This window comes from Bradyrhizobium sp. MI1.7 (assembly GCF_055811795.1).
Genome location: NZ_JBVVPO010000006.1, coordinates 38725 through 63988, shown reverse-complemented (window position 1 = coordinate 63988; position 25264 = coordinate 38725). Strand labels below are relative to the sequence as shown.

Below are 25264 nucleotides of genomic sequence, written 5' to 3'. Positions count from 1 at the left end.
TCCCCGTCGCGGAACACCCCGTCCGCCGGTCCAAAACTCGTCCGCGCTGGCAGGTCTCCCGGCTTGCGGAGCAGGGCTTTTGGCCCTTCGATCCCCGCCTTCCCGATCCCCTGCGGGGGATCAGTGGCCTCGGGCATCTCTCCGGTCACGGTCGCGGGGGCGGCTGCAGTTTGGAGCCGAATCTTGTCGATTCGGACCCTATCGCATTCCCTCTTCGCCTGTCATAGGACAGGAACCAACGCCGGGCCACCATTTGCCCCCGGCCGCCTCTTGTCAAGCCGAAGGACCCTGTCAGATGACGCCTGAACCGGATACCCAAACGGCCGAGGAAACCGACGCCCGCCACGCCGCGAAAATGGCGAAAATCAAGGTCGCCCGCGACAAGATCATGGCGACCAAGAGCGGCGAGAAGGGCCTCATCATCGTCCACACCGGCGCCGGCAAGGGCAAGTCCTCCTCCGCTTTCGGCATGATCGTCCGCTGTGTCGCCCATGGCTTCCCCTGCGCGGTCGTGCAGTTCATCAAGGGCGCCTGGGACACCGGCGAGCGGCGCCTGCTCACCGGCCATTTCGGCGAGCTCTGCCAGTTCCATGCGATGGGCGAAGGTTTCACCTGGGAGACGCAGGACCGCGCCCGCGACATCGCCGCGGCGCAGGCCGGCTGGGCGAAGGCCAAGGAGCTGATATCAGATTCCAATCTGCGCATGGTCGTGCTCGACGAGATCAACATCGCGCTGCGCTACGACTATCTCGACATCGCCGAGGTCGTCGACTTCCTGAAAACGCACAAGCCGCCGATGACGCATGTCGTGCTCACCGGGCGCAATGCCAAGGACGAGCTGATCGAGATCGCCGATCTCGTCACCGAGATGACGCTGGTCAAGCACCCCTTCCGCTCCGGCATCAAGGCGCAAGCCGGCGTCGAGTTCTGACGACGCCAGATTCTGAAAACACCATGGCGCGCGCATTGATGATCCAGGGGGCCGGCTCGGACGTGGGCAAGTCGCTCATCGTCGCCGGCCTCGCCCGCGCCTTCACGCGGCGCGGCCTGCGCGTGCTGCCCTTCAAGCCGCAGAACATGTCGAACAACGCGGCCGTGACCGTCGACGGCGGCGAGATCGGCCGCGCGCAGGCTCTGCAGGCGCTCGCCGCCGGTGTCGAGCCGCACACCGACATGAATCCGGTGCTGCTCAAGCCCGAGACCGACGTCGGCGCGCAGGTGATCGTGCAGGGAAAGCGCATCGCGGCCGCGCGGGCGCGCGAATATGCGGCGATGAAACCGTCGCTGATGGGCGCGGTGCTGGAAAGTTTCGAGAGGCTGAAAGCGCGCGCCGATCTGGTCCTGGTCGAAGGCGCCGGCAGCCCGGCCGAGGTCAACCTGCGCAAGGCCGACATCGCCAATATGGGCTTTGCGCGCAAGGCCGACGTGCCCGTCGTGCTGGTCGGCGACATCGACCGCGGCGGCGTCATCGCCCAGCTCGTCGGCATCAAGACGGTGATCGACCCCGACGATGCCGCGATGATCGAGGGTTTCGTCATCAACAAGTTCCGCGGCGACCCCTCGCTGTTCGACGACGGCTACAAGCTGATCGAGCAGAAGACCGCGTGGCGCGGCCTCGGCGTACTGCCCTGGTTCGCGCGCGCCGGCGAGCTGCCGGCCGAGGATGCGCTGGGGCTGAGCGACGCGCGCAAGCCAGGCCAGTGCAAGATCGCCTGCCTCGCGCTGTCGCGGATCGCCAATTTCGATGATCTTGATCCGCTGAAACTCGAACCTGGCGTCGATCTCGTGATGGTGCGGCCGGGCGAAGCCATCCCCGGCGACGTCCGCCTCGTCATCATCCCCGGCTCGAAATCCACCCGCGGCGATCTCGCCTTCCTGCGCGCGCAGGGCTGGGACATCGATCTCCTGGCGCATCATCGCCGCGGCGGCCATGTGCTTGGCCTCTGCGGCGGCTATCAGATGCTCGGGCGCAGCGTCGCCGACCCTGACGGCATCGAAGGTCCCGCAGGCGATACGCCGGGTCTCGGACTTCTGGACGTCGCCACAATGATGAGCCCGCAGAAGACGCTGACGCGCGTCGCGGCCGTGCATGCCGCCACGGACCAGCCGATCGACGCCTACGAAATCCACATCGGCCGCACCGACGGACCGGATCGCGCGCGCCCGTTTGCGAAACTGAATGGGGAGCCGGAGGGCGCGATCTCGCGCGATGGCCGCGTGCAGGGCAGCTATTTGCACGGCCTGTTCACGTCGGACGATTTCCGCAAGGCGTATCTCGCAAAGCTCGACATTCCGGCAGGCGACGAGCCTTATCACAGCAGGGTTGAGAGCGCGCTCGATGCCCTCGCCGATCACATCGAACAGCATCTCGACGTCGGCGGCCTGCTCGCGCTAGCGCGCTAGCGCCTCGGCAAGGCGCGTCCATTCGGCTTCGCTGCCGGGAAGCCCGAGGCGCAGCCATGCCGGCTCTTTCGCGAATACGCGCGACCAGATTTGGCTACGCGCCAGTTTCTCCTGCGCAGCAAGCGCATCAGGCGTCTCGTAGAGACGAAACAGCGGCGCACCACCGACGAGCCGCCAGCCTTGCGACTGCACGATGTCGTCGAGGCGGGCACAGTCGCGTGCGAGCCGCGCTGACGTCGCCTCGGCCCAGGCGTCGTCACGCAAGGCGCGGCAGCCGATCGCGATCGCCGCTCCCGACACCGGCCACGGACCTGACGCCGCCGCGAGCTTGGCGATGTCGGCCGCATTGCCGAGCGCAAACCCAAGCCTCAGGCCGGCAAGACCATAGAATTTGCCGAAGGAGCGCAGGACCAGCAGTCCAGGCCGATCCGCCTCGGATGCGAGCGACAGCTGCGGGGCAGCATCGGCAAAACTCTCGTCGATGACGAGACGGCCGACGCGCGGCAGCAGCGCCAGCAAATCCTTTGGCGCAAAACGCCGGCCATCGGGATTGTTGGGATTGACGACGACGGCGAGATCCGCGCCCGCCAGCGCGTCGAGCTCGCCGACCTCCTGGACATCCCAACCCGCAATCGACAAGACCCCGGCATATTCATTGTAGGTCGGCGCAAGGATGCGCGCGCGGCCGGCTGGCGCCAGTTGCGGCAGCAATTGAATGGCGGCCTGCGCACCACCCATCGCGACGAGCGGCGCGCTTGTGCCGTAAGCGTGCTGCGCGGCCTGATGCAGGCTCTCGATCTCGGCCCGCGACGGCAGCGCGTTCCACGCGCGCGCGCTCACCTCGCCCACGGGATAAGGCAGGCGGTTGATCCCGGTCGACAGATCGATCCAGTCCTCCGCGCGCCCGCCAAATCGCTGCTGGGCCAGATCGAGATTTCCACCGTGCTCGCGCATGCCCCGTTCTTTCACGCGAAGGCCAGGATCGCAAGGATGCCGGCGAGCAGCAGCATGGCGCGGCGGTAGATCGTCAACCCCCGGCTGATGTCCGCGGCAAGCGGATCGCGCGCGCCATCGTTGAGCCAGGGTTCGTTGGTGATGCTGCCGTGATAGATGCGGGGGCCGCTGAGCCGCACGCCAAGCCCCCCGGCCATGGCCGCTTCCGGCCAGCCGGCATTGGGCGAGCGGTGACGGCGGGCATCGCGCGTCATGCACGACAGCGCCTCCGAGCGCCGCGACGCCAACAGGACGAACAGAAAGCCGGTCAGCCGCGCCGGAATGAAGTTTGCGACATCGTCGATCCGTGCCGCGGCCCAGCCAAAAGCTTCGTGGCGCTCGTTGCGATGGCCGATCATGGAGTCCAGCGTGTTGATCGCCTTGTAGCCCAAAATGCCGGGCAGTCCGAACAGCGCGCCCCAGAACACCGGCGCCACGATGCCGTCGGAGGCGTTTTCCGCAAGGCTCTCGATAGCCGCGCGCGCGATGCCGGCTTCGTCGAGCGTTGCGGGATCGCGTCCGACGATGCGCGAAACCGCATCGCGCGCAGCAGCGATGTCGCCGGCCAGCAACGGCTTCGCGACGGCAGCGACATGATCATGGAGCGAGCGCAAGGCGACCAGCGGCCAGGCCAGCACACCCACGAGTATGATCTCCATCCATCCCCAGGGGAGCAAGGACTGAAGTACCCAGCCGATTGCGACCGAGATCGCAATCACCAGAAGCGCTCCAGCCACGCCCGCAGCACGGCGAAATGCCGGCGGATCGGAATCGCGATTCCAGGCGGCGTCGATGGCGCCGATCAGCCGGCCCAGCCAGGTCACGGGATGGCCGATCCGCGCGAACAGCCACGACGGCCAGCCCAGCAGGGCATCCACCGCCATCGCCACCGCCATCGCCCCTGCAAAACCCACGCCCACCTCCTGTCCCGCCCCTGTTGCGCAAAGCGAAGGCGGAGCGCAAGCCCCCGGCCGCCTGATTTCGGCTTTGTCTTTGGCCGCGATTGGTGATTAGTCAGGCCCACAGGAGACCTTTATGGCCGTCATCTTGATCACCGGCGGAGCACGATCGGGCAAGAGCGCCCACGCGGAAAAGCGCGCGCGCAGCTTTCCGGGCCAGCCCATCTACATCGCGACGGCCGAGGCGCTCGATGCCGAAATGGAGGTGCGCATCGCCAAGCATCGAGCCAAGCGCGCGGCCGTCGACTGGATCGAGCGAGAGGTACCACTCGATCTCCTGCAAGCTCTGATCGAGACCGATGGCGCCGGCCCAAGGCTGGTGGATTGCCTGACCTTGTGGCTCTCCAACATCATGCATGCGGGGCGTGACTGGGAACACGAACTCATGAAGCTCGCCGCTTTCATGGGCGGCCAGAAGAGCCCCGTCATTTTCGTCACCAACGAGGTCGGCCTCGGTATCGTCCCCGACAACGCGCTGGCGCGCAGCTATCGCGACGCCGCCGGAATCATGAACCAGGTCATCGCGGCGGTTTCCGACGAAGTCGAGTTCGTCGTGGCCGGCCTGCCGATGAAACTGAAATGATGCCGCGCGCCGAGCTTTTCAAAGAGATTATCGCCGATCTCAGGATGGCGGCATCGTTCGTGACGATCCTCCCCGTCGCATCGTCGAAGTCCGCGGCTGACGGCGCCGTCGCGCGCGCAACCTGGGCACTCCCCGTCGCGGGGCTGCTGGTCGGCCTCGCGGGCGCCTTGGTCTACAAGGTCTCCAGCCGGTTCGGACTGACACCGAACCTCGCCGCCCTGCTCACGCTGGCCGCGACCGCGCTCATCACCGGCGCGCTGCATGAGGACGGCCTTGCCGATACCGCCGACGGGCTCGGCGGCGGCCGGACGCGCGAGCGCAAGCTCGAGATCATGCGCGACAGCCGGATCGGCACCTATGGCGTCTGCGCGCTGATCCTGTCGTTCGGTCTGCGCTGGAGCGCGCTCGCGGCGATCGCCAATCCCTGGGCCGTCGCGCTCGCGCTGTGCGCCGCGCACACTGCCGCCCGCGCGGGCGTGCCGGCTTTCATGTCGCTGGTCCCGCCGGCACGATCTGATGGACTGTCGGCAAGCGCGGGATCGCCGCCGGGCCGCAGCGTCGCCATCGCTTTCGCTGCTGGAACGCTCGCCCTCGCCCTCGCGCTCGGGCCTGGCAAGGCGCTGGTCAGCCTGATCCTGCTGTCGCTCGCCGGCTTGATGCTGGCGCGGCTTGCCATCCGCCAGATCGGCGGGCAGACCGGCGACATCCTCGGCGCATTCGAGCAGACCGGCGAGATCCTCATTCTGCTGGTGGCGGCATCCTTCCGGATGGGAGGCTGATCTCATGGTCGAGTTCGACGACACCTTCCGCCAACATTTGCGCGAGCTGTTCGTGTGGCGCCGCGACGTGCGCCGCTTCCGCGCCGATCCGCTGCCGGCCGGCACCATCGATCGCCTGATCGAGACCGCCTGTCTCTCGCCCTCGGTCGGCCTGAGCCAGCCCTGGCGCTTCGTTGTCGTTGAAGATGCCGCACGGCGCCGCGCCGTGATCGACGACTTCAGGGCATGCAACGCCGATGCGCTGAATGCCTATGCCGGTGAGCGCGCCGCGCGCTATGCGACACTAAAGCTGTCCGGTCTCGAACAGGCCCCCGGCCACCTCGCCGTGTTCGCGGACAAGGCGAGCGACATCGGCCACGGGCTCGGCCGCGCGACCATGCCGGAGACGACGGAATATTCCGTGGTGGCCGCGATCACCGCGATGTGGCTCGCGGCGCGCGCCGACGGCATCGGCCTCGGCTGGGTGTCGATCCTCAATCCGCAGCGCGTTCACACCACTCTCGACGTGCCTGAGACCTGGAAGTTCATCGCCTATCTCTGCATCGGCTATCCGGAAGTCGAATGCGACCAGCCGGAGCTCGAGCAGGCGAAATGGGAACACCGGCGCGGCGCGGAGGAATTCACGCTGCGGCGTTGAGGCGCCCCCGCTCCATCCTCCGTCATTGCGAGCGTAGCGAAGCAATCCAGGCTGTCTCCGCGGAGGGATTCTGGATTGCTTCGTCGTACCAGCGCAAAATTGCTTTGCAATTTTGTCGCGGGCTCCTCGCAATGACGACGGAGAGAGAGGCGGCTTGTCGCTACGACCTGCTCTTGCCGGCGGCAGCCGCCACCGGCGCAGGGCTCTCCTGCTTCTGGAACATCAACAACGGTCGGAAGATGACGCGGCCATAGGCCTCGTAATGGTTCTGGGTCGAGACGGCCATCTTCAACGGCGTCGCGTAATTCGCCTCGAACGTCATGAACGACGCATAGGTCCATGAGAAGCCGACGCCGACCGAAGCGAGCTCGGTAACCCCCGGGAATGTCGAATAGACTGCGCCCCAGTCGGTGAAGATGTAGGTGTCGAACCCCTTGAGCCACGACGACCAATTGTAGTGCAGCTCGGCGTTGAAATAATAGCCGCTGTCGCCGGATGCGGAGTTGGAGGGATAGCCGCGCACGGTGGTGGGACCGCCGATCGAGAATATCTGGTCGCCCGGCAGCAGCTTTTCCTGCGTGTACTGCCAGCTCGCCAGCACATTGGCGCTGAAATTCTGCGGCCCCGCCGCGCTGGTCGCGATCAGCGAGCCGGTATAGGTGTTGAACGCGCGGTTGTTGCCGAGCACATAATCATGCCAGGTGATGTAGTTCACCGCCGGCGAGACCGTGATCGAATAGGTGTTGCCGGAATTGGTCACTGACAGCCCGGCGGTGGCCTTGTCGTAATGGTCGTCGGTCACGGAGACCGTGGCGAAGCGGCTGACCGTCTTGCCCTCGGTCTCAGCGGCGTTGAGCAATATCAGCCAGTTCTGCGTCACCCAGACCGGCTGGCTGAAATTGACCGCGGCCTGGCTCGAGCGTCCGGTGACGTCGAGCGCGACGAACGGTCCCTGGATGATCTTGATCTTGCCTTCGGTATAGCTGACGCCGACGCGGCCACCCCAGGGATTGACCGGAATGCTGTAGGCGGCGTTGCCGTTGAGATTGCCGTCGGCGCGGACGCCGTAGAAGGTCAGGCGGTCGTCGACGCCGAACAGGCCGTGGCGCTTGTAGAAGGCTCCGCCCTCCCAGCGCCCGGTGTTCTCCGCGCCCTGGTTGTCGGTGAAGAGTTGCAAGGTGTCGACCGGCGGCTCGATCACGGCGAACTGGAGATCGGTCAGGCCAAAACTCGTGCCAGGCTGGAGCAGCGCCTTGATCTGCACGTCGTTGGTCCGGTTGAACCAGATCACGTCGCGATTGAGTTTTGGAACGTCGAGGACCTCGCCTTCGGGCTCCTTCACGCGCTGAAGGATGTAATCGGTGCGGGTCTGCTTGTTGCCCTCGATGGTCGTCTTCTGGAGCCGGCCCTCGGTCAGCTTGATCTTGACCACACCGCCCTTTGCATCCTGGTCAGGCAGCGTCGCGATGCCCGTGACGATGCCGCGCTCGGTGTAGATGGCGTTGATGTCGGCAACGAGCTGCAATAGCGCAGCGATGTCGACGTTCTTGCCGACATATTTCTTCGCGATCTCGTCCAGCTCTGCCGGCGTGATGAACTTGGATGCGTCGAACTCGACCTTGCGCAGGCGGAATTTCGGCCCCCCCGGCTTCAGCAGCTGGGACTTTTCCCGCTCACCGCCGATCACCGCGGGACCGGTGAGCTTGGGCGGCGCGCTCTGCCGTTCGAGCTGGCGGCGCTGCCGGTCGACGTCGTTCTGGATCACGCCGGGATTGATCGAGGGCACTTGCGCGCGCGAAGGGGCGATGCAGCAAGCTGCAAGCCCCACCCCCAACGCGGCCCCCCAAATCCGCATCCCGAATCTCGTTACCATGCCTGTGCGAGACGGCCAACGGACGGCTTCGCCGTCTCGACCGCCGCATCCTTCCAGCCCGGGCGACCCACGCGCTGCCCCTGACGGCGCAGCTTGCGCAGGTCGCTCAGTCCCTCGATGTTGACGGCGGGACCGGAGCCGATGGTCTCGACCGGACGCGGCGTCAGCAGCGCATCGAGCCGCGCCTGGCCGGAGAGACCGAGCAAATAGAACGTCCCGCCATCCTTCTTCGCGAGCCAGGTCTCGATGCTCTCCTTGCCCTCGCCGTCGACCGGGATGTTGCGCACCATGCTGGCGCCGGTGAAGTCGTAGCAGCAGGTGTGCGTCGGCCCGTAATTGGTGACGCTCGCCGAGACGTCGCCGGTGTAGAACACCACATAGGCGTTGCTGACATTGGCGTTGCCGACCTGGCTCATCGTGAACACGCCGCCCGGCTGGTAGAGCTGGAGCGTCGGCCCGTTGGTCGGCGCCAGCGTCCGGTTGTTCAGGAACACCTGCTGGGTGGCGGTGGTGAGCATGAGCTGGCCCGGGACATAGCCGTTCAGGATCGTGACCGCATGCGCGTCGGTCCAGAAGTTTGCGTCCACCACCCTGAACTGGTTGACGATGATGCTGTCCGGATCGATCGAGATGTTGGCGGATTTCGCGACGCCGCCGTTATAGCCGGTGATGTTCATGATCAGCGGGATCGCGGGATTCGAACGGATCTGCTCGCCCCTGACGTTGATCGTGTCTGCCGCCAGGTCGAGCTCCCTCACGACGCTGACCCAGTTGATCGTCAGGTCACCCGACGACGTCATCTTGACGATGTCGCCACTGATCCGGTCGAACGAGACCGATCCGGCCACATCGAAACGCGTCTCGCCGTTGGCGGTGATCGATCCGCCGCGGAGCGAGCCCGTGTCGGACTTGACGTAGAGGTCGCCGGCATCGCCCGGGATACCGGTCGTGGTAAGCTGGCTGAAGACGATATCGTTGACGGCATGCAGGGTCTGCGTGCCGCCGCTGATGGCGGTGCCAACGGTGATCCCTCCGGCCGTCGCGGTGACGTCGAGCGTGCCGCCCGCGCTAAGATTATCCCAACGAACGACGGTGCCGCTCAGGACTGCGTTGCCGGTCGTGGCCGTGAGGTTATGACCGGTGTTGGTCCCCGCCGCGATCAGCCTCGCCGAGCCATTGGCAGAGACCGAGCCGAGCGTCGGCACGCCGCCTGACATCACCGTCTGCGCGAGGATGAAGCCGTTGTCCGCGTTGACGTTGATGCTGCCGGCGTCGCCGTTGATGCCCGTCGTCGTCAGCGCGTTGAACGTCACGTTGTCATGGGCGTGGATGGTCTGCGTGCCGCCGCTCTGCGCGGTCTGGAACGTGATGCTGCCCTGGCTTGACGTCACGCCCAGCGTCGTGCCGACATTGAGGACATTCCAGTTGACCGGACCGCTCGCGGTCAGCAGGCCCGAGCCGGTCGTGGCGGCGAGCGTGTTACCGGTGATGGTCGTGGCCGCAAGCAGCGTCGCCGAGCCGTTGGCCGAGACCGAGCCCTGGCTCGTCACGCCGCCAGACGTCACCGTCTGCGCCAGGATGAAGCCGTTGTCGGCGGTGACGTTGATGCTGCCGGCATCGCCGGTGATGCCGGTCGTCGTCAGCGCATTGAACGTCACATTGTCATGGGCGCGGATGGTCTGCGTGCCGCCGCTCTGCGCGGTCTTGAAGGTGATGCTGCCCTGGCTTGCCGTCGCGCCCAGCGTCGTCCCGGCGTTGAGCGTGTTCCAGTCGATCGGGCCGGTCGCGGTCAGCACGGCCGAGCCGGTCGTGGTGGCGAGCGTGTTGCCGGTGACGGTCGTCGCCGCGAGCAGCGTCGCCGAGCCGTGGGCCGAGACCGAGCCCAGCGTGGTCACGCCGCCCGACGTCACCGTCTGCGCCAGGATGAAGCCGTTGTCGGCGGTGACGTTGATGTTGCCGACGTCGCCGGCATTTCCGGTCGTCGTCAGCGACTTGAACGTCACATTCTGGGTCGCGTGGACCGTCTGCGAGCCGCTGCTGTCGGCGGTCCCGATGACGATGCTGCCGTTGTTCGCGACGGCAGTGAAGCTGCCGCTCGCGCCGGTCGCCGTGCCCGCCAGCACCTGGTCGAGCGTCAGCGCGCCGGTGCCGATGATGTCCACGTTGCCCTTCACCGCGGAGAGCAGGCTCGCCTCGGTGTCGGTCAGCGCCTTCAGGTGGATGCCCCCGGCGCTCGCGCTCGCCGACAATTGTACGGCGTTGAAGGCGAGCCGGCTCGTGGCACTTCCGATACCGTTCGATGCACTCAGCGACAGCTCGGCGCCCGCGCCGGATGCGACGAACTTGGTCTGGCCGTCGCCATTGTCGATGATCGCGCCCAGCGAAGCCACGCCACCGGCAGTGACGATGATCGAGGGCGCGTTCGAAGCCGCCGCATAGGACAGCGACGAATTCAGCTGGCCGATCGTCGTATCGCCCGTGGTGGTCACCGAGATCAACCCGGCCGCGTTGATGGCCGAATAGGCGCCCATCGTCAGCGTCGCGGCAACCAGGGTGACGCCGTCCGAGCTGCTGGCCGCAACCACCGGCGCAGCGCTGGTGCCAGCCCCGAAATTCATGCCGCGGTTGGCGAGCAGCTGCATCAGGCCGCCGCTGGTGATGTCGGCATTGACGGTGAGCCCGCCGCGCGCAGCGTTGAGGGTCAGCGCGCCGCCGGCCGTCAGCGTCCCATAGGTGCCGCTGGTGCCGACCATGAGATCGCCAGTGACGGCGAGGATGCTGAGGTCGCCGACCGCAGAGCCGGTCACCGCGCCGGAGATATTCACCTGCAGCGGCTGGAAGGTCGAGCCGTTGAAGCCGATGTTGCCGCCGGCGCGCAGATCGAGGTCGGCGCCCAGGATGTGGATCGCCGTACGATCGGTGAAGCCGGCCTCGGCATAGATGCTGCCGGTCGCGGCGAGCTGGATCGCATTGCCGGCGGCGATGTTGCCGAGAATGAGATCGCCGGTGGTCTGCTTCAGGTAGATGCCCTGCGCCGACGAGACCTGGTCGAGCTGGTCGTTGGACGGATCTGCGAACGCGATCTGGAGCGCGTTCGTATTGCTCGCGGGGTTGCTTCCGGCGGTCCCCGAGGGGGCACCGACATTGCCGTGCTCGGCGATCAGGGTCAGGTTGCCGATATCGCCTGATATCACGGCCCCGCTTGCGTTGGCGGAGATGCTGTTGACGGCGTCGAGCTTGACGTCGCCGCGGCCGGTCACCTCGATGCCGTTGGCCTGCGCGGCCGCGATCGGGCCGTAATTCGCGGTGACGCCGCCGAGCGCGAGGCTGTTCTTGCTGCCGAGATAGATATTCGTCAGCGCCTTGGCCGAGATCGCGATCGGGTTGTCGACGACGACGAGGTTCTGCTGCGACAGGCTGACCGTATAGGTCGTGACATGGGTCGTCGGGTCCGTGACCGCGCCGACGGTGAGCTGGCCGGGACCGGCGGTGGCGAGCAATCCCCTCTGCTCCGGCGTCAGCGACGAGGAATCGACGCTGGTGAAGGAGAACGTCTGGGGCGCTGCCGAATTACCGACCGAGCCGCGCGGCGCGTAGAGCATGATCTGGTTGGCGCTGACATTGGCGACGACGTTCTCGTCGATCGGCGGCGGCGCCGCGCCGACGGCCGACGACGACACCGTGTAGGCGAGCTGGCTCTGCGTCCACTGCGAGCCCGCGGTGATGATGCTGTAGACCCGCTCGGTCGATGCGAGCGTGTAGCTGTAATTCACATTATAGGCGCCAAGCGCCGTCTGCAGCGCCGTATTGCTCGGCATGCGCTGATTGGCTGTCGCCACGCCGTCGAACAGCTTGGTGAACAGGGTCGACGACAGCGAGCTGCCGAACACGGTCCCCAGCGGATCTGTGGGCGCGCTGCCCAGCAACGTCGTCAGCGAGGTCCTGAGCTCGTCGGTGCTGATCTTGCCGAGCAGGAACTGGTCCCTCAGGAACCGCGTCGTGGCCTCGGTCTTCATCTGCGTCGTCGTGACGTTCGCGGGATCGATGCCGAGCTTGGCAGCCACCTGCGCCCGCAGCACCGTCTGCCCCACCGAGGTCGGGTTGTAGGTGCTGCCGTTCGGGAAGGCGATGTTCTTGAGCTGGAAGTAGTCGTTGTAGGCCGACGTCACCATCGACTGGTAGCTGTTGACGGCGTTGGTGGCGGCATTGCCGCTGAGCAGGTCGAGGCTCGCCTGAACGTCCTGAAGATGCTGGCTCTGCGCCTGGGTCAGACCAACCGCCGCCCGGCCGTTCAGGATGTTGGCCGGGTTGTTGTCGGAGCCCGCCGCCTCAAGGAAGACCGGGCCACCGGTCGACTGGACCGTGCCGAGGCGCAAATCGCCCTTGGACTGGATGATGTAGGTGCCGGTGGACGAGGCGCTGTCGAGAACACCACCATCGACGCTGCCGTTGGCCTGAATCGTCCCCGTCGCCTGGATCACCAGCGGATTGATGTTGGTCAGGGTGGATGCACCATTGACGACGGCGCTCTTCGCGCCGATCGCACCGGAGGTGGAGTTGATCTCGATGTTCTTGCCGATCACGACGGGATTGGCGACGTTGTAGGCGGACGCCGAGTTGATGTCGCCGGTCGCCGAGAGGAAGACGCTGCCCTGCGGCGTCGCGCCTGCCGAGTTCACCTTCACCTGGTTGATCGACAGCGCGCCGATGGCCGAGATCGCGATGTCGCGGTCGATCGAGCTCGCGGTCAGGCTGCCGCCATAGAGCTGCACCTGGACGGGCGCCTTGGTGGTGCCGAGCGTGCCGATACCGCCGTCACCCCGAAGCGTCACGCTCGTCCCCGAGATCACCGGGTTGTTGGCATTGGCGGCGACCGTGATGGACGAGTTGGCGCCGGTGGCGGCAAGCGTCGTCGTGCCCTGCTGGTTGTTGATCGACCCGTTGATGACGATGCCCGAGGTCGAATTGACCACGACGTCGCTGCTACTGCCGCCGATGAACTTGATGTTGATCGGGTTCGACGCCTTGACCGTGTTGGTCAGCGTGAGCGTCAGGTGATCATAGATCGCCTGGTACCAGTTGTACTGGGCGTCCGCGCCGCAGCACGCGTTGGAATGGGTGTTGAGTCCAACGGGGCTCCCATCCGGGTTCACGCCTCCCGCCCAGTGATAGCTGCCTGTGGCGGTGGTGACTTTCTGATAGTTGCTGCTCTGCGTGCCTGAAACCAGGTTGGTCGAGCGGGTCCAGTTCTCGCCGGTGACCTGATTGGGCGTGAAGCTCCAGCCGTAGTCGAACTGCGTGCTGGTGGGTAGACGATCCAGCGTCGCGGTGTCGACCCATTGATAGAGCATGTTCTCCTGCGTCCGGTACTGGACGCCCGCCGTACCGGTCCTGGCCGTAAGCATCGACGGGTCGATCGCGGCCGCAGTGACACTGTTGGTCTCGTACCGCGACACCTGCTGACTGCTTGCAGCCTTGGGATCGTAAACCCACCACGTCGTCTTCCCCTTGAGCTGGTCGACGATCTCGACCACGCTCTGGGCAGTGACGCTGGTATTGATGGTGTTGGTGACCAGCTGGAGCCCGCTGGTGTTGTTGACGGTGACCGTGCCGGCGCCGCCTTTGATCTCGATGTTACCCTGGGTCTGGGTGCTGTCGGTCGAGGTCGAGATGATCTTGCCGTTGAGGTAGACGTAGCCGCCGGCGCCCTGCGCCACGCCATTCAGGATGAGCTGGTCGGTGAGAGCGTTGTACCTGACCCCGATCTTGGCGTCGCCGCTGGCCGACGCCGTCACGGAGCCCGAGATGTCGTAATAGACGCCGTTCCGCGCATTGGCCTGGGCCGCGGCAAAATCCGCGCCGCCGTTGCGGTTCTTGAGGCCGTTGCTGCCGTAGATGGCATCGTACGCCGCGGCGCCGATGTCGACCGAGTAATTGCTGCTCGAGCCGGCCTGGATGGTGCCGTTGATGTTGATCACCGACGCCGAGATGATGACCGCCTGGCCGCTGATGGTCCGGGTGGCAGTCGCGGTGGCCGGCGCGTCCGCGGTCTTCGGCGTGATCGCATCCGGCTGGATGTTGATCACCTGGAAGAAGCCCGAGCTGTCGCAGGCTGACGCACAGTTGAACGGCGTCTTGTACGGACCGCTATCGGTGTAGACGTTGCGGCCGTCATAAGTCGTTTTCTTCCACTGCGCGAGCACGACATTGGACGAGTCCTGCGACTGCCCCTCGATGATCTTGAGGGTCGCGATGTCAGGCACGCTGCCGGCATCGGGAGTGCTGGTGTTCCCAGGCGTACCCCTGCCCACCGGCAGGAAGATCGATGAATAGAGCGAGGTGCCGTCGTAATACGTCATCAGCATGCGCGCGGTGAAGATCGTGCTGGCGTCGGCGTTGCCGACGGGTTGATACACGCCGTGGCTGCCGTCGGTGCAGCAGTAATAGAAATAGGGGTGATCGGTTCCCGAAGCGATATGCGGAGCGGTATAGTAGTCGCCGTAGGCGCCGAGATAGGTCGCCGCCGTCATCACCGCGGTCAGCGTGTCTTCCGGCCTGTTTTCAGTGGTGGCCCATTGCGAGGTGACCGCGCTGCCGCTGTCGTAGAAGCTCCCGATACCGCCGAGGAAGGTGAAGGTGCCTTTGGGCACCACGATCTGGACGGTCGCGGCACTGAGCGACTGCGATGCGACGACGCTGCCGAGATTGTTGATGATCTTGAGCAGGCCGTTCGCGTTGTTGACGGCGCCGTTGAAATAGATGTCGGGCGTGCGGGTCAGCACGTTGCCGCTCTGGTCGATGCCTTGACCGGAGTCAGGATCCAGGCGGTTGTAGGTGGCCGAGACGTCGATGACCGGCGTCGCGCTCGGCATCGCGGTGAAGGTCACATTGGAGTGCGAATCCGGGTCGACATGGTCGATCTGGCGGTAGGTGATGTTGCCTCCGGTCACATCTGTGACCGTGAGGTTGGCCAGGCTCATAAAGTCGAGGCCCTTGTTCTCGATCTTGATCAACGGCGAGCTGCGCGCGATGACCGCGGGCGCGGCCGGGTTCGTGCCGCTGTTGCCGGTGAGCTTCTGGGCCAGGATCGAGACGTTGCCGGCGGACACCATGATGTCGCCGAACGCGAAGGCGTTGCCGGGCGCGTCGGAGGTAAACGGCGCCTGCTTGATCAACGTGTCGATCTGGCGCTGCTTGTCGCCGGTCGGGTCGGTGCCGGTCGGCGACATGCTGGCAGGCGCCGTGGGCGTCGCCGCCGCGAGCTGGGAGCGGACCTGCGCCTCGGTCAAGCCGGTCAGCGACGCCAGCTGGTTGACCACCAGCTGGTAAGGATTGAAGTTGCCGACGACGGCATACTGGACCGTCTGATGGTTCCAGCTCATCACCGGGCTCAAGTGATTGACGTCAGAGACGAGCTCGAGGACCGACGAAGAGCCGTTTGTCAGCAGGGAATAGGGACTGGTCGTGCTCAGTGTCGGCGCGGTCGCACCGAGCTCGATCGTAATCGTCAAATCGTTATTGACGCCCGCCACCACCAAGCCGTTGAGCGCGACATCGCCGGTTCCGCTGGTGTGGCTGTGGTTGTCGCTGTTCTTGGCGCTGAAGATGTCCAGATACGGATTGTAGTTGCTGCCGTTTCCGGCCGCCGTGACCTGCCCTTGCGTTGCACCGAGATAGATGTCGCGCGCGCCGAGGATGCTCGAGGTGGGGGCCAGCGTTAGGCTCGTGGTGTCGTCGGCATTGGCCGTGCCGCGATAAAGCGTGGAGATCGGAACGGCGGTATTGTTGTAGACGACCGTCGTCGCCGTCGCCTGCACGCTGCTGAAGACGGTGCCGTCGCCGGCGAGGCCCGCGTAGATGGTGATGTCGCGCCAGGCCGCGATCTTCGCGTTGTCGCCGACATTGACGGACTGGTTGGCGTGGACCCAGCTGTTGGTGCTGGCGCCGACGCCCGCGATCGCGCCGTAGAGGCTGGCATTGGCGTTGTTCGCCGCCGCCATCTTCGCGGCCGTGCCGATATAGATCTTGCCCACGCTGAACAGCTCGCGGGCATTGATGTTGACCGCGAGCGTGGCGTTCGCCGTCATGTTGGATTCGGCGCCGCCGCCGGCGAAGAAGCTGGCCGTGGCGAGGCTCGCCGTATCGTTGGTGTTCAGCGTGTTGTAGGCCTCGATATTGATGAACGCCGCCGACGTCCGCGGATCGCCGTTGAGGCTCAGCACCGTGCCGGCGCCGATATTGGTGGTGACGGTCTGGGTGACGTGGGAGTCACTGAGCGCAGCAGCCCCCGAGAACGAGCCGCCTGAGCCCGAACGTGCGCCGCCGCCGCCCTGGGTGACGATGTCGTTGGAGATGACGACCATGTTGCCGCCCGCCGAATTGATGATCAGGTGGGTTCCGATCTCGGCAGTGGTGGTCGAGTCGACGTCGTTCTGCGCCTTGCCGGCGGAGACACCGGCCGTCGAGGCCTGATAGGCGTCGCCGCTGGCGGCGTAATTCGTGGTGTGCTTGGCATTGATGCGGAGGCCGCCGAAGTAGAGCGTGTCGTCCGTCGCGCCACCGTCGAACCGTGCGTTGGTCACGGCGGTCGAGCTGGTCGTCGCGACCGCCGCCGCGCCGGCATAGGTGCCGCCCGCGCCGACCGTCGCGTTGGACACGTTGGTGTCCGTGCCGGTGGCCGTGATCCGGAGGATGCCCGTGTAATTGCTGTGATTGAGATTATCCATATCGGCGGGCGCACCCAGATAGGCATAGGTGTGCGCGTTCGACGACGTTTGCGCGACCGTCGCACCGAGCGCCAGGAAGCCGCTCGAAAGGCCCGTCCCCTCGGCGTATTGGGCGCTGTCGTTCTCGGCCGCGATGGTGACGTCGGCGTTGGGAAGCCGGATCCCCGTCCCGCCATAGGCGCTCACCGTCGCGTTCTCGGACGCCACGGCAAGGCTGCCCTGTGCGCCGATCAGCGAGCCGCCGCCGCCGGCGAGCGCCTTGGCCCACGTCGTGGTGCCGACGGTCGGAACCAGCGCCATGGCGGTTACCGCGAGCGCACCGCCCGAGAAGCTGACGTTGTCGCCGACATCGGCCGTAACCGTGGCGCCGACCGTGGACTTGGCGATGGCGACGCCGACGGCACCGCCACCGACCGAGACGCCGATTGCCTCGCTCGACAGGTTGGGCGCGATCGACGCCGACACCAGCGTGCCGACGCCGGCCGCCGACGTCGTGATCGAGGCACTGCTGCCGATCTCCGCCAACACGGACGAGTTCTCGTGGGCCTCCGCATCCGCACCGACGCCCGCGACGATGCCGCCGCCAAGTGCTGTGGACGTCGTGGTCAAGGTGCCGGCGCCGCTTGCTCCAACTGCCAGAGTCGTGACGTTGACGGTGGAGCCGTTCAGAACCCTCGCAGCGACCGAGCTCGTTCGGCTTGCCGACGCGACCGAAGCGCCGACAGCCACGGCGCCGCCGGTGACGCCGCCGGTGAAGACCACCTGGGTCGTCGAATCCTGCGCCATGACGGCGGCGCCAGTGCCGGTGCCGCCCGTGCCGGTGATCTGGCCGCCAAGCATCGCCACCACGGAGTTGCTGACATTGCCGACCGCGACAGCCGCATCGGCGCCGAAGTAGAGCGCCGCACCGCCGGCGATCGCCTCGGTGTCGATGGTCTTGCCGGCATAAGGTCCGGTGGTCGCGTCCTTGACCACCGCCGCAACGGTGACAATCGGTGCCGAGATGGCCAAAGGCGTATCTGCGGCCACCAGCACGCCGGAGCCGTTGCGTCCGTAGTCACTCAGATTGGCGAGCACGGTGCTGTTGACGCTGGTGTAGCCAATGCCGGCCCCGATGCCGACATTTTTCGCAAAGCCGGCGCCGAGCAGATACATCTTGGCCGCATTGGCGCTGGTGGCAGTGACATTGACCTGCGTGCCCGTGACGTTGCCGCCAGCGATCTGCGCGACGACGGCGTCGTTGCCGCCGCTCAGCACGCTGCTGACGTCGTAGGTCGAGCTGACGTTGGCATTGTTCGGATTGCCGGCCGTGCCGCTGGCGACCGCGTTGCTGCCTTGCGTGTGGTTGGTGCCGTTGTTCACGGACGCGATGGTGCCGTTGTTGCCCTGATTGAGCTGGCCGGTCTGCTGGCCCTGGGTGTCCGCATCGGCGGTGTTGGTGCCGATGATGATGACTCCGACCGTCGCGCCGATACCGACGCTGCCGCCGATGCCCGCGGTGACCGCGTAGGACAGCACCTCCTTGGTGCTGAGCGCATTGACGTTGATCGCGCCAGCCGAGTTCAGATTACTGTTGCGGCTTTCTGCAATGGTCTGGCTCTTGAAGCTGATGACGTTGGCGGCGGCGCCGATGCCGACCCCTGCCCCGCTGGCGCCAACCGCGAGCGCCCCCGCGATCTCCTTGATCGCCACGTCCTCGGTCGCGTTGATGGTGACCGCGCCGGCCGCACCGCCCGTCACCGATTGTAACGTGGTGTCGTAGACGCCGGCGATGGTGGTGTTGTTGGCGATCTCGATGTTCGCCATGCCGGCGATCGCCGCCGTGCCGGTCGAGAGCGCACCGCCGATCGCATAGGCCTCGAAGCGATTCTTGGTGGTGGCCTCGACGTCGAGCGCGCCGCTCAGATTGAGCGCGGTCGTGTGTGCGGCGCCATTGCCCTGATAGTGGAATTCGTCGCCGACATAGGCCTCGGTCCGGTTCGAAGAGACCTGGACCAGGAACGCCGCGCCGATCGCGGCCTGGCTGCCATAGGCCCCGGAGCCGTTCGCGGAGAAGATGCCGGTGTTGTTGGTGGCGTTCACCGTCAGCGATGCGGCCGTCAGCGCGCCACCATCGACATAGGCTTCCGTCGTCGCCTGGAAGACGTTCAACCCGACCGAGCCAGTGTTGAAGCCGATCGCGATCGAGGACGCGTCCTGCTCGGCATTGGCCTTCACGGTGACGGCGCCGACCGTCGCGCTCGACGACTGCACGCCGCCGACAGTCGAATTGGTGATGTAGGCGAACGTTCCGCGCTGCATCGTGGTGCTGATGATAGTGGCACCGCCGCCGCCGTTGCCGGTCGGAGCCACGATGCCGGCACCGAACGCGCCGGAATAGGAGAAACTCGACGCGGCAACCTCGATCTGCGGCGCCAGCGTCGACGAGGTCAGGCGTGTGTCGATGGAAGCACTGTCGATATAGGCCCTGGTCTCCCCGCTCATCACGTTGGTGATCGGGTTGATCATGATGGCGATGCCGCTGCTCGCGGCGACCGACGCGACGTTGGTCACGACCGCCTGGTGCGAACTCGCGACCACGGCAAGGCCGCGCAGGATGTCCTGGTTCTCGGAGAGATCGGGCGTCGAGTCGGTCGGCGCGTGGGCGGCGCCGAGATCGAAGGCATGCACCAGCGTGCCGTTGTTGACCGACAGCGTATCGGTGGTGCTGGTCCCGAGCGCGTCGACCTTGGTGCTCGCCCCGCTGATATAGGCCGCCGTCGTCCCGGTAATCTGATTGGTGACCAGCGAGCCGGCACCGCCGGCAGCGCCCTTGCTGATCGACACGGCACCCGCAAACACGGCCGCCTTGTCGTTGTTGCCGGCGATCACCGCGACGTTGTTGGTCGCGGTGACGTCGGCGCCGTTGATCCCGTTGGTGCCGGCGGCGGTGATGCTGGCGGTGACGTTGGTGCCCATCAGATTGGTGGCGACCGAACCGGCCAGCCCGACCTGCGAGGACATCGCGATACCGACGGCGACGGTCGAGATGCTGGCGTTCGAGTTCGCACCGACCGCGACATTGCCCGAAGCGGTCAGCTTGGACCCGGTCACGCCAGCGCTGACGTTGTTGGCGATGCTGCTGTAGACGAGCGCAAGGCCCGCCGCGCTGCCCTGCGTCGAGGCGCCCGCGACGGCGGCAGTTCCGATAATGCTGGAATTGTCGGTCGCGTTGACTGAAATGTTGCGGGCCGTGACGGACGATTGCGTCGTGCTGGACAAATTGTTGCCGATGGCCGCCGAAACGGTGTTGGCGATCGAGCTGATCGTGGTGCCGCCGACGCCGGCGAACTGGCCGGTCGCAAGGCCGAAGCCGATCGTGACCGCCTGGATCTTGGAGGAATCCACCGCGCTCACGCTGACATTGCCGTTGCTGCCGGCCGTCATCAGGACGTTGGCGATATAGGCCGAATGCGTGGTCGCGATCGTGTTGTAGACGATCGAGGCGCCGACATTGTTCTTGCCGGCCTGGATGAGGCCCGCAACGGAGACGATGCTGGCGCCCGGACCGTTCCCCGTGCCGTCGTTGAGCGCAGCCGCGCTGAAGTCGATGCAGTTCTGCCCGCCCGTGCCACCGGCGACCGTGCAGGTATCCGACGCGAGAAGATTGTTGTTCGACTTCTTGACGAGGTTGCCGAGCGCAGTGTCGAGCGCCGACACCGCGCCGCTGTCCGCCAGCACCGTCACGCGGCCGACATTGATGCTCACCGTCGAGCCGCTGTTGATATAGGCTGTCGTGGTCGGCGTGATCTCGCTGACGACGATCGCGCCGGCAAGTCCGTTGGCGCTGGCCCCGCCCCCGCCTGAGGCCGCACCGGCCGCAATCACGCTGGCGCTGTCGGCCATCACCAACAGGGTGTCGTAATTCGAGATCGCCGTGCTGCGGATATGCGCATCGGTCGCGTTTCCGCCCGTGGGATCGGCGATCGAGGCATAGGTCAGCCCGATGCCGACGCCGGCCTGACCGCCCGAAATATAGAGCGAGCCGCCGCCGATCGCGATGTTCGTGGTCTGGTAGGCGTCGACCTCGAGCGCGCGATTGACGCCGCTCGCCTGCCCCGTGATCGTCGAGCTCTCGATATAGGCGTTGGCGCTGTCGGTGATGATGCCGACCGAGGCCGACAGCGACGCCGCGTTGGATTTCGATCCCGCCACGCCGATGGCGACGACGGTCTCCGAGCCGCCATTGAGCGCCTGCACCGTCACCGAACTCTGGTTGTTCATGGTGGTGCCGTAGATATAGGCGAGCGTCGCATTGTTCGACATCGCCGCCGCGATCGCGCCGCCGATCGCAGCCCCCGTGGCGGACCCTCCGGCCAGATTGAGCGCCGCCGAGCCCGAACCATTGTTGAGCATGGTGTCGTTCAGCGCCTGAACGATCGTGTTGGTCAGCACGGCGCCGGTCGTGGTGTACTTGTTGACCGTCGTGTTCCTGATATAGGCGCTTGTGCGGAGCGAGACGTCGCTCACCGACGAGCTGCCGGCGAGATCGAGGCTGAAGCCGCTGGTGCTCGATCCCGAGGTCGAACCGATCTTGCCCGCCGCCGTCGTCACGCCGGCTGCGCCTCCGGTCGAGGCGGCGCCGGCAGCGCCTGCCTTGTCGGAGAAGCTGGACGATGCCGGATCGGAGACGGCTGCTGCGACGGCGGCCGCGGTGATGCGTCCCGAAGTGGTCGCGCTGAGTGTCAGATTGTCGACATTGACCGCCCCGCTTCCGCCGCTGGTGCCGGCGAACGGATCGTTGGCGCTGAACACGCCGGGCCGGATGTCGGAATGGTTGTCGCCGATATAGGCGGAGGTGTCGGTGTTTGCGCCGAGATAGGCGACCGACAAGCCGACCGCCGAACCGCCGCTCCCGTTATAGCTCATCGCGCCGGACAGCGTCACGACCGACAGATCCTGCTGCGCCAGAATGCCGACGGTCGGGGCATAGACGGTGGCCTGGCTCGAGATCGACGCGTGCGTCGAGTTGTTCAGGAAACCGAGCGAAGTGATGCCGTTCAGCGCCAGCGTGCCGGCAGCCTTGCCGGACGACGGTGCGACAGCGACGAACCGGTCGGAAGTGATCGCGTTGACGGCGATGTCGTCCGCCGCACGCAGCGTCGCACGGTCCGAAACGCCGGCGATGGTATTGGTGTTGAACTGGACGAGATTGAGCGCGCCGCCGACGGAGGAGCCGCCCGAGGTGTTGCCGAACAGGAAGCCGAGCGTGCCGACATTGCCGGCGGCGTCGATCGACGCCGTGGTCGTGGTGGCCGCGATCTGGAGGCTGGCGTTGTAGGTATGGACGTCGCCATTGTCCATCCCGACCGACCAGCCGGTGCCACTGCCGCAGGCCGCGGTCGCGCAGGTTGTCGTCAGGCTCGCGCTGCCGGCCACCCACGCCGTCGTGTTGTTGTTCACGACGAAATGGTTCAGCGAACCGGCGATGCCGATCGTGTCGCCAGCGTCCGCGGTGGCATTGGCGTAGCTGGTCAGGATGTTGCCGCCGACGCCGAGATTGCCGTTGAGGTGGCTCAGCACCGCGCCCAAACCATCCCACTTCAGCCAGGTGTTGGTGATCGGCAATTCGGTGGTGGCATCGACGGCGATATTCGCCGCGTTGACCAGGGTTCCGCCGCCGATATAGGCGTTCGAATTGTGGGTGAAATTGCCCCAGGCGACGGCCGCGCTGATCGCGGTGCTCTCGCCGGACACCGGGTCCTTCGTGATCGCGCTGGACGTCGCATTGCTGCGAACGCCGCGATCGATGACGTTGCTGGCGACGGCGACGTTGCCGCTGGCATAGATGCTCGGCGCGCCGCCGCTCGGATTCTGCGCGATCGCAGCGGTTGCGCTCTGCGTGCTGTTGGCCAGCGAGAGCGCGCCTGCGACTTTGAAATCGAAGCTCAACGGCATCAGCGAGCCCATATGGTCCCTGATGATCGACGTCGGCGCGGTGACGGCACGCAGTCCTCTTTCGATTGCCGCGATCAGTGCCGGGAGGCCGGCGATGGACGAAGCCATCGTGGAATTGAGCGTGGTATCGGACGTCGCTTCGACCAGAACGGACCCGTTCATTCGGTTGTTGACATCGGTTCCGAGCGATGCGCCGAGCGTTGCGGTCGCGGATGTCGTGATGTCGCTGATGGCGAATGCCCCGCCGACGGCGCCGCTCGCCCCCGTCCCGGGTGCCGCCACCGACGTTGCGCTGGTCGAGAACGAGTTGTTGTTAATCGCGCGCACCTTCAGGGTGCTGCCGCTCGTGTTCACCGTGCCGGCAGCAATATGCGCGCCGGTCGCGACGTTTGCGGTCGTCGTCACCGATCCCGTGGAATAGGCCACCGTCGGGACAATCTGCGCACTCGTCGACGCCGCGAGGGCCGAGATGGCGATGGTCGCATCATTGAGCGCCTTGATCTCGAGGTTGCCGCCGGCGTTGACCGTCGCGCCCGAGGCCACGTTGGTCGTGGCAGTGCCGTCGATCTTGCCGACGACCACGCCGGCCGCGACCGGCGTGAGGCTGCCGAGCAAGGTGGAGGCGACCGCCGGATCCGACGCGGTCTCCGTGGCGTGTGCGGAAATGGTCACATCGCCGCGCCCGTTGATGTCGGCATGGCTGTTGATGTTGATGGTCGCCGTGGCGCTCGCCGCGACATAGCCGCCATTGAGCCCGAGCAGCGAGGCGGCAAGCGTCGAGCCGACAAGCGCGAAATCACCGGCCACCGAACCGTTCAGGAAACTCGACACGGCCGTCGAGGTCGCGCTGATCGAGACGATGCCGCCGGTAATCTTGCCGTCGACCGTGATCGACGTCGCGGCGGTGGCCTGGCCGGACAGCTTGATGTCGCTCGCCGTTGCCCTCAGCGTCACGTTGCCGTCGGCGTAGGTGGTCCCGCCGAAGTTGACCGACTGGGCCAGGATCTGCGCGCCATTCATGATCTCGATGTTCGGCGCGTCGATGATGACGTTGTTGGCGTTGCCGGTCGAATGGCCGGAGCCATCGAGACGGCGGGCATCGATCATCGCATGCGCGGCGAGCGTGATGGAATGATCGGCCTGGATGAGGTAGTCGGCACCGGCGCTGAGCCCGGCGAGCGCATTCACGATGGAGCTGTTCGACAGCGTCACGCCGGTGTCGCCCTGAGCGGCATCACCCACGACCACGTCGGTCGGGTCGATCAGCAGCGTGCCGGCCTTGCCGTTGTCCGCACTGAGGTCGACCTTGATGCCTTTCCCAATGTCGATGATCCCGTTCGCGCTGAAGTCGACGAGACCGGCATTGCCCGTCTTCGCGCTGGCATCGAACCTGGCGCCGCCCGCGACGGTCAGGTTCTGCGCCGCCTTCAGGCGGATCTCTCCGGCATTGCCGTTTGCGCTTGCGATGTTGAGATTGGCCTTCTTGCCGACATCGATGTTGTTGCCGGCCTGAACCGTGATGTTGCTCGGCGTCGCGCTCTTGCTTTGCGCGGTGAGACGCCCGTTGACCCTGGCATTGTTGACGGCGCCGATATGGATCGAGCCGTTGCTCACGGTAATCGCGCTGGCGCTGCGCAGGCCCTTGGAGTTGACGGAGGCTGCGAACTTCGCGGCGTGGTCGAGATTGGCGATGTCGCGCTGGGTGGCGCCGCCGACAAAGACGTTCTGCCCGGTCAGGCGCACGCCGTCGATCGCGTTGATGCGGCCATAGATACGGATGTTGCCGTCGGGCGAGACCGGAAACGACCCGGCCATCAGGTTGCCGACCGCCGACTGGTTGATCGCCCCGCCCGCGCCAATCAGGCTGTCGGTGAACTCGCGCGTCGGCGTCGAGACGTTGAGGCTGCCGACATTCACCGTGCCGCTGCGGCCGACCACGAACCCCTTGGGGTCGGCGAAATAGACGTTACCGCCGATCGCGCCGTTCATGTAGGAGTTCAGCGTGCCATTGACGTAGACCGGGGCGTCGCGAACGATGTTGACGAGGTTCTGCGTGCCGGTCGGCAGCTGCAGATTGACGGTGTTGCCCTGCCCGACGCTGAACTGCGAGAACGAGTTGAAGGCGTTGTTGCCCGAAATCGTCGACGTCGTGACGTTGGTCACGCTGCCGGAGGTTTGCAAGGACGTGCCCGTGCGCCCATCCGGGGTGATGACGTTCGCCGTCTGTGCCTGCAGGCGGACGCTGAACACCGGCAGGAAGACCATCTGCATCGCGCAGAGCAGCGACATCGAACGGAAGCGTGCCAGCCCCCGCAGCGTCGTCAGCCCGTCGTTGTGTCGCGTCGCAGATGGTCCGCGCATGTCATATCCTCTT

Annotated in this window: 9 protein-coding genes and 1 riboswitch; of the genes, 5 read left to right on the top strand and 4 right to left on the bottom strand. The window is 66.0% G+C overall.

Annotated elements, in window-relative coordinates; genetic code table 11:
* Nucleotides 1-31 precede the first annotated feature (31 nt).
* Nucleotides 32-255, bottom strand: a riboswitch (cobalamin riboswitch).
* 40 nt (nucleotides 256-295) lie between these two features.
* Complete coding sequence (gene cobO, locus AC0L3X_RS08800) at nucleotides 296-931, top strand: cob(I)yrinic acid a,c-diamide adenosyltransferase (protein ID WP_028148472.1); 636 nt, start codon at nucleotides 296-298, stop codon at nucleotides 929-931.
* Nucleotides 932-954: 23 nt separating this feature from the next.
* Nucleotides 955-2403, top strand: coding sequence for a cobyric acid synthase (locus AC0L3X_RS08795; protein ID WP_063984437.1), 1449 nt, complete (start codon nucleotides 955-957; stop codon nucleotides 2401-2403).
* On the opposite strand, the gene cobD is transcribed toward AC0L3X_RS08795, so the two are convergent.
* On the bottom strand, nucleotides 2392-3357 hold the full coding sequence (gene cobD / locus AC0L3X_RS08790; protein WP_063984438.1) for a threonine-phosphate decarboxylase CobD: 966 nt from the start codon (nucleotides 3355-3357) through the stop codon (nucleotides 2392-2394). The two genes, AC0L3X_RS08795 and cobD, sit on opposite strands and share 12 nt — an antisense overlap.
* An 11-nt stretch (nucleotides 3358-3368) precedes the next feature.
* The gene (gene cbiB, locus AC0L3X_RS08785; RefSeq protein WP_063986534.1) at nucleotides 3369-4310 is read right to left on the bottom strand and encodes an adenosylcobinamide-phosphate synthase CbiB; all 942 of its coding nucleotides are present in this window, start codon (nucleotides 4308-4310) and stop codon (nucleotides 3369-3371) included.
* Nucleotides 4311-4431: 121 nt separating this feature from the next.
* On the opposite strand from cbiB, the gene cobU reads away from it, so the two are divergent.
* From cobU to bluB, 3 genes are read left to right on the top strand one after another with little or no spacing between them, the layout of a single operon-like run.
* The gene (cobU, locus tag AC0L3X_RS08780; RefSeq protein WP_063984439.1) at nucleotides 4432-4938 is read left to right on the top strand and encodes a bifunctional adenosylcobinamide kinase/adenosylcobinamide-phosphate guanylyltransferase; all 507 of its coding nucleotides are present in this window, start codon (nucleotides 4432-4434) and stop codon (nucleotides 4936-4938) included.
* Nucleotides 4935-5717 carry an adenosylcobinamide-GDP ribazoletransferase gene (gene cobS, locus AC0L3X_RS08775; protein ID WP_283018574.1) on the top strand — a complete coding sequence of 261 codons (783 nt, stop codon included), beginning with the start codon at nucleotides 4935-4937 and terminating at the stop codon, nucleotides 5715-5717. Before cobU ends, cobS begins: the two co-directional genes overlap by 4 nt.
* 4 nt (nucleotides 5718-5721) lie before the next feature.
* Entirely contained in the window at nucleotides 5722-6354 is a 633-nt protein-coding gene (gene bluB / locus AC0L3X_RS08770) for a 5,6-dimethylbenzimidazole synthase (protein WP_063984441.1), read from the top strand.
* A 160-nt stretch (nucleotides 6355-6514) separates the two neighbouring features.
* On the opposite strand, the gene AC0L3X_RS08765 is transcribed toward bluB, so the two are convergent.
* Both AC0L3X_RS08765 and AC0L3X_RS08760 read right to left on the bottom strand, forming a co-directional pair.
* Nucleotides 6515-8209 (bottom strand): ShlB/FhaC/HecB family hemolysin secretion/activation protein, encoded by a 1695-nt coding sequence (locus tag AC0L3X_RS08765; protein WP_063984442.1) that lies wholly within the window; start codon nucleotides 8207-8209, stop codon nucleotides 6515-6517.
* 11 nt (nucleotides 8210-8220) lie between these two features.
* Nucleotides 8221-25251 carry a leukotoxin LktA family filamentous adhesin gene (locus tag AC0L3X_RS08760; RefSeq protein WP_473316369.1) on the bottom strand — a complete coding sequence of 5677 codons (17031 nt, stop codon included), beginning with the start codon at nucleotides 25249-25251 and terminating at the stop codon, nucleotides 8221-8223.
* Nucleotides 25252-25264: the final 13 nt, after the last annotated feature.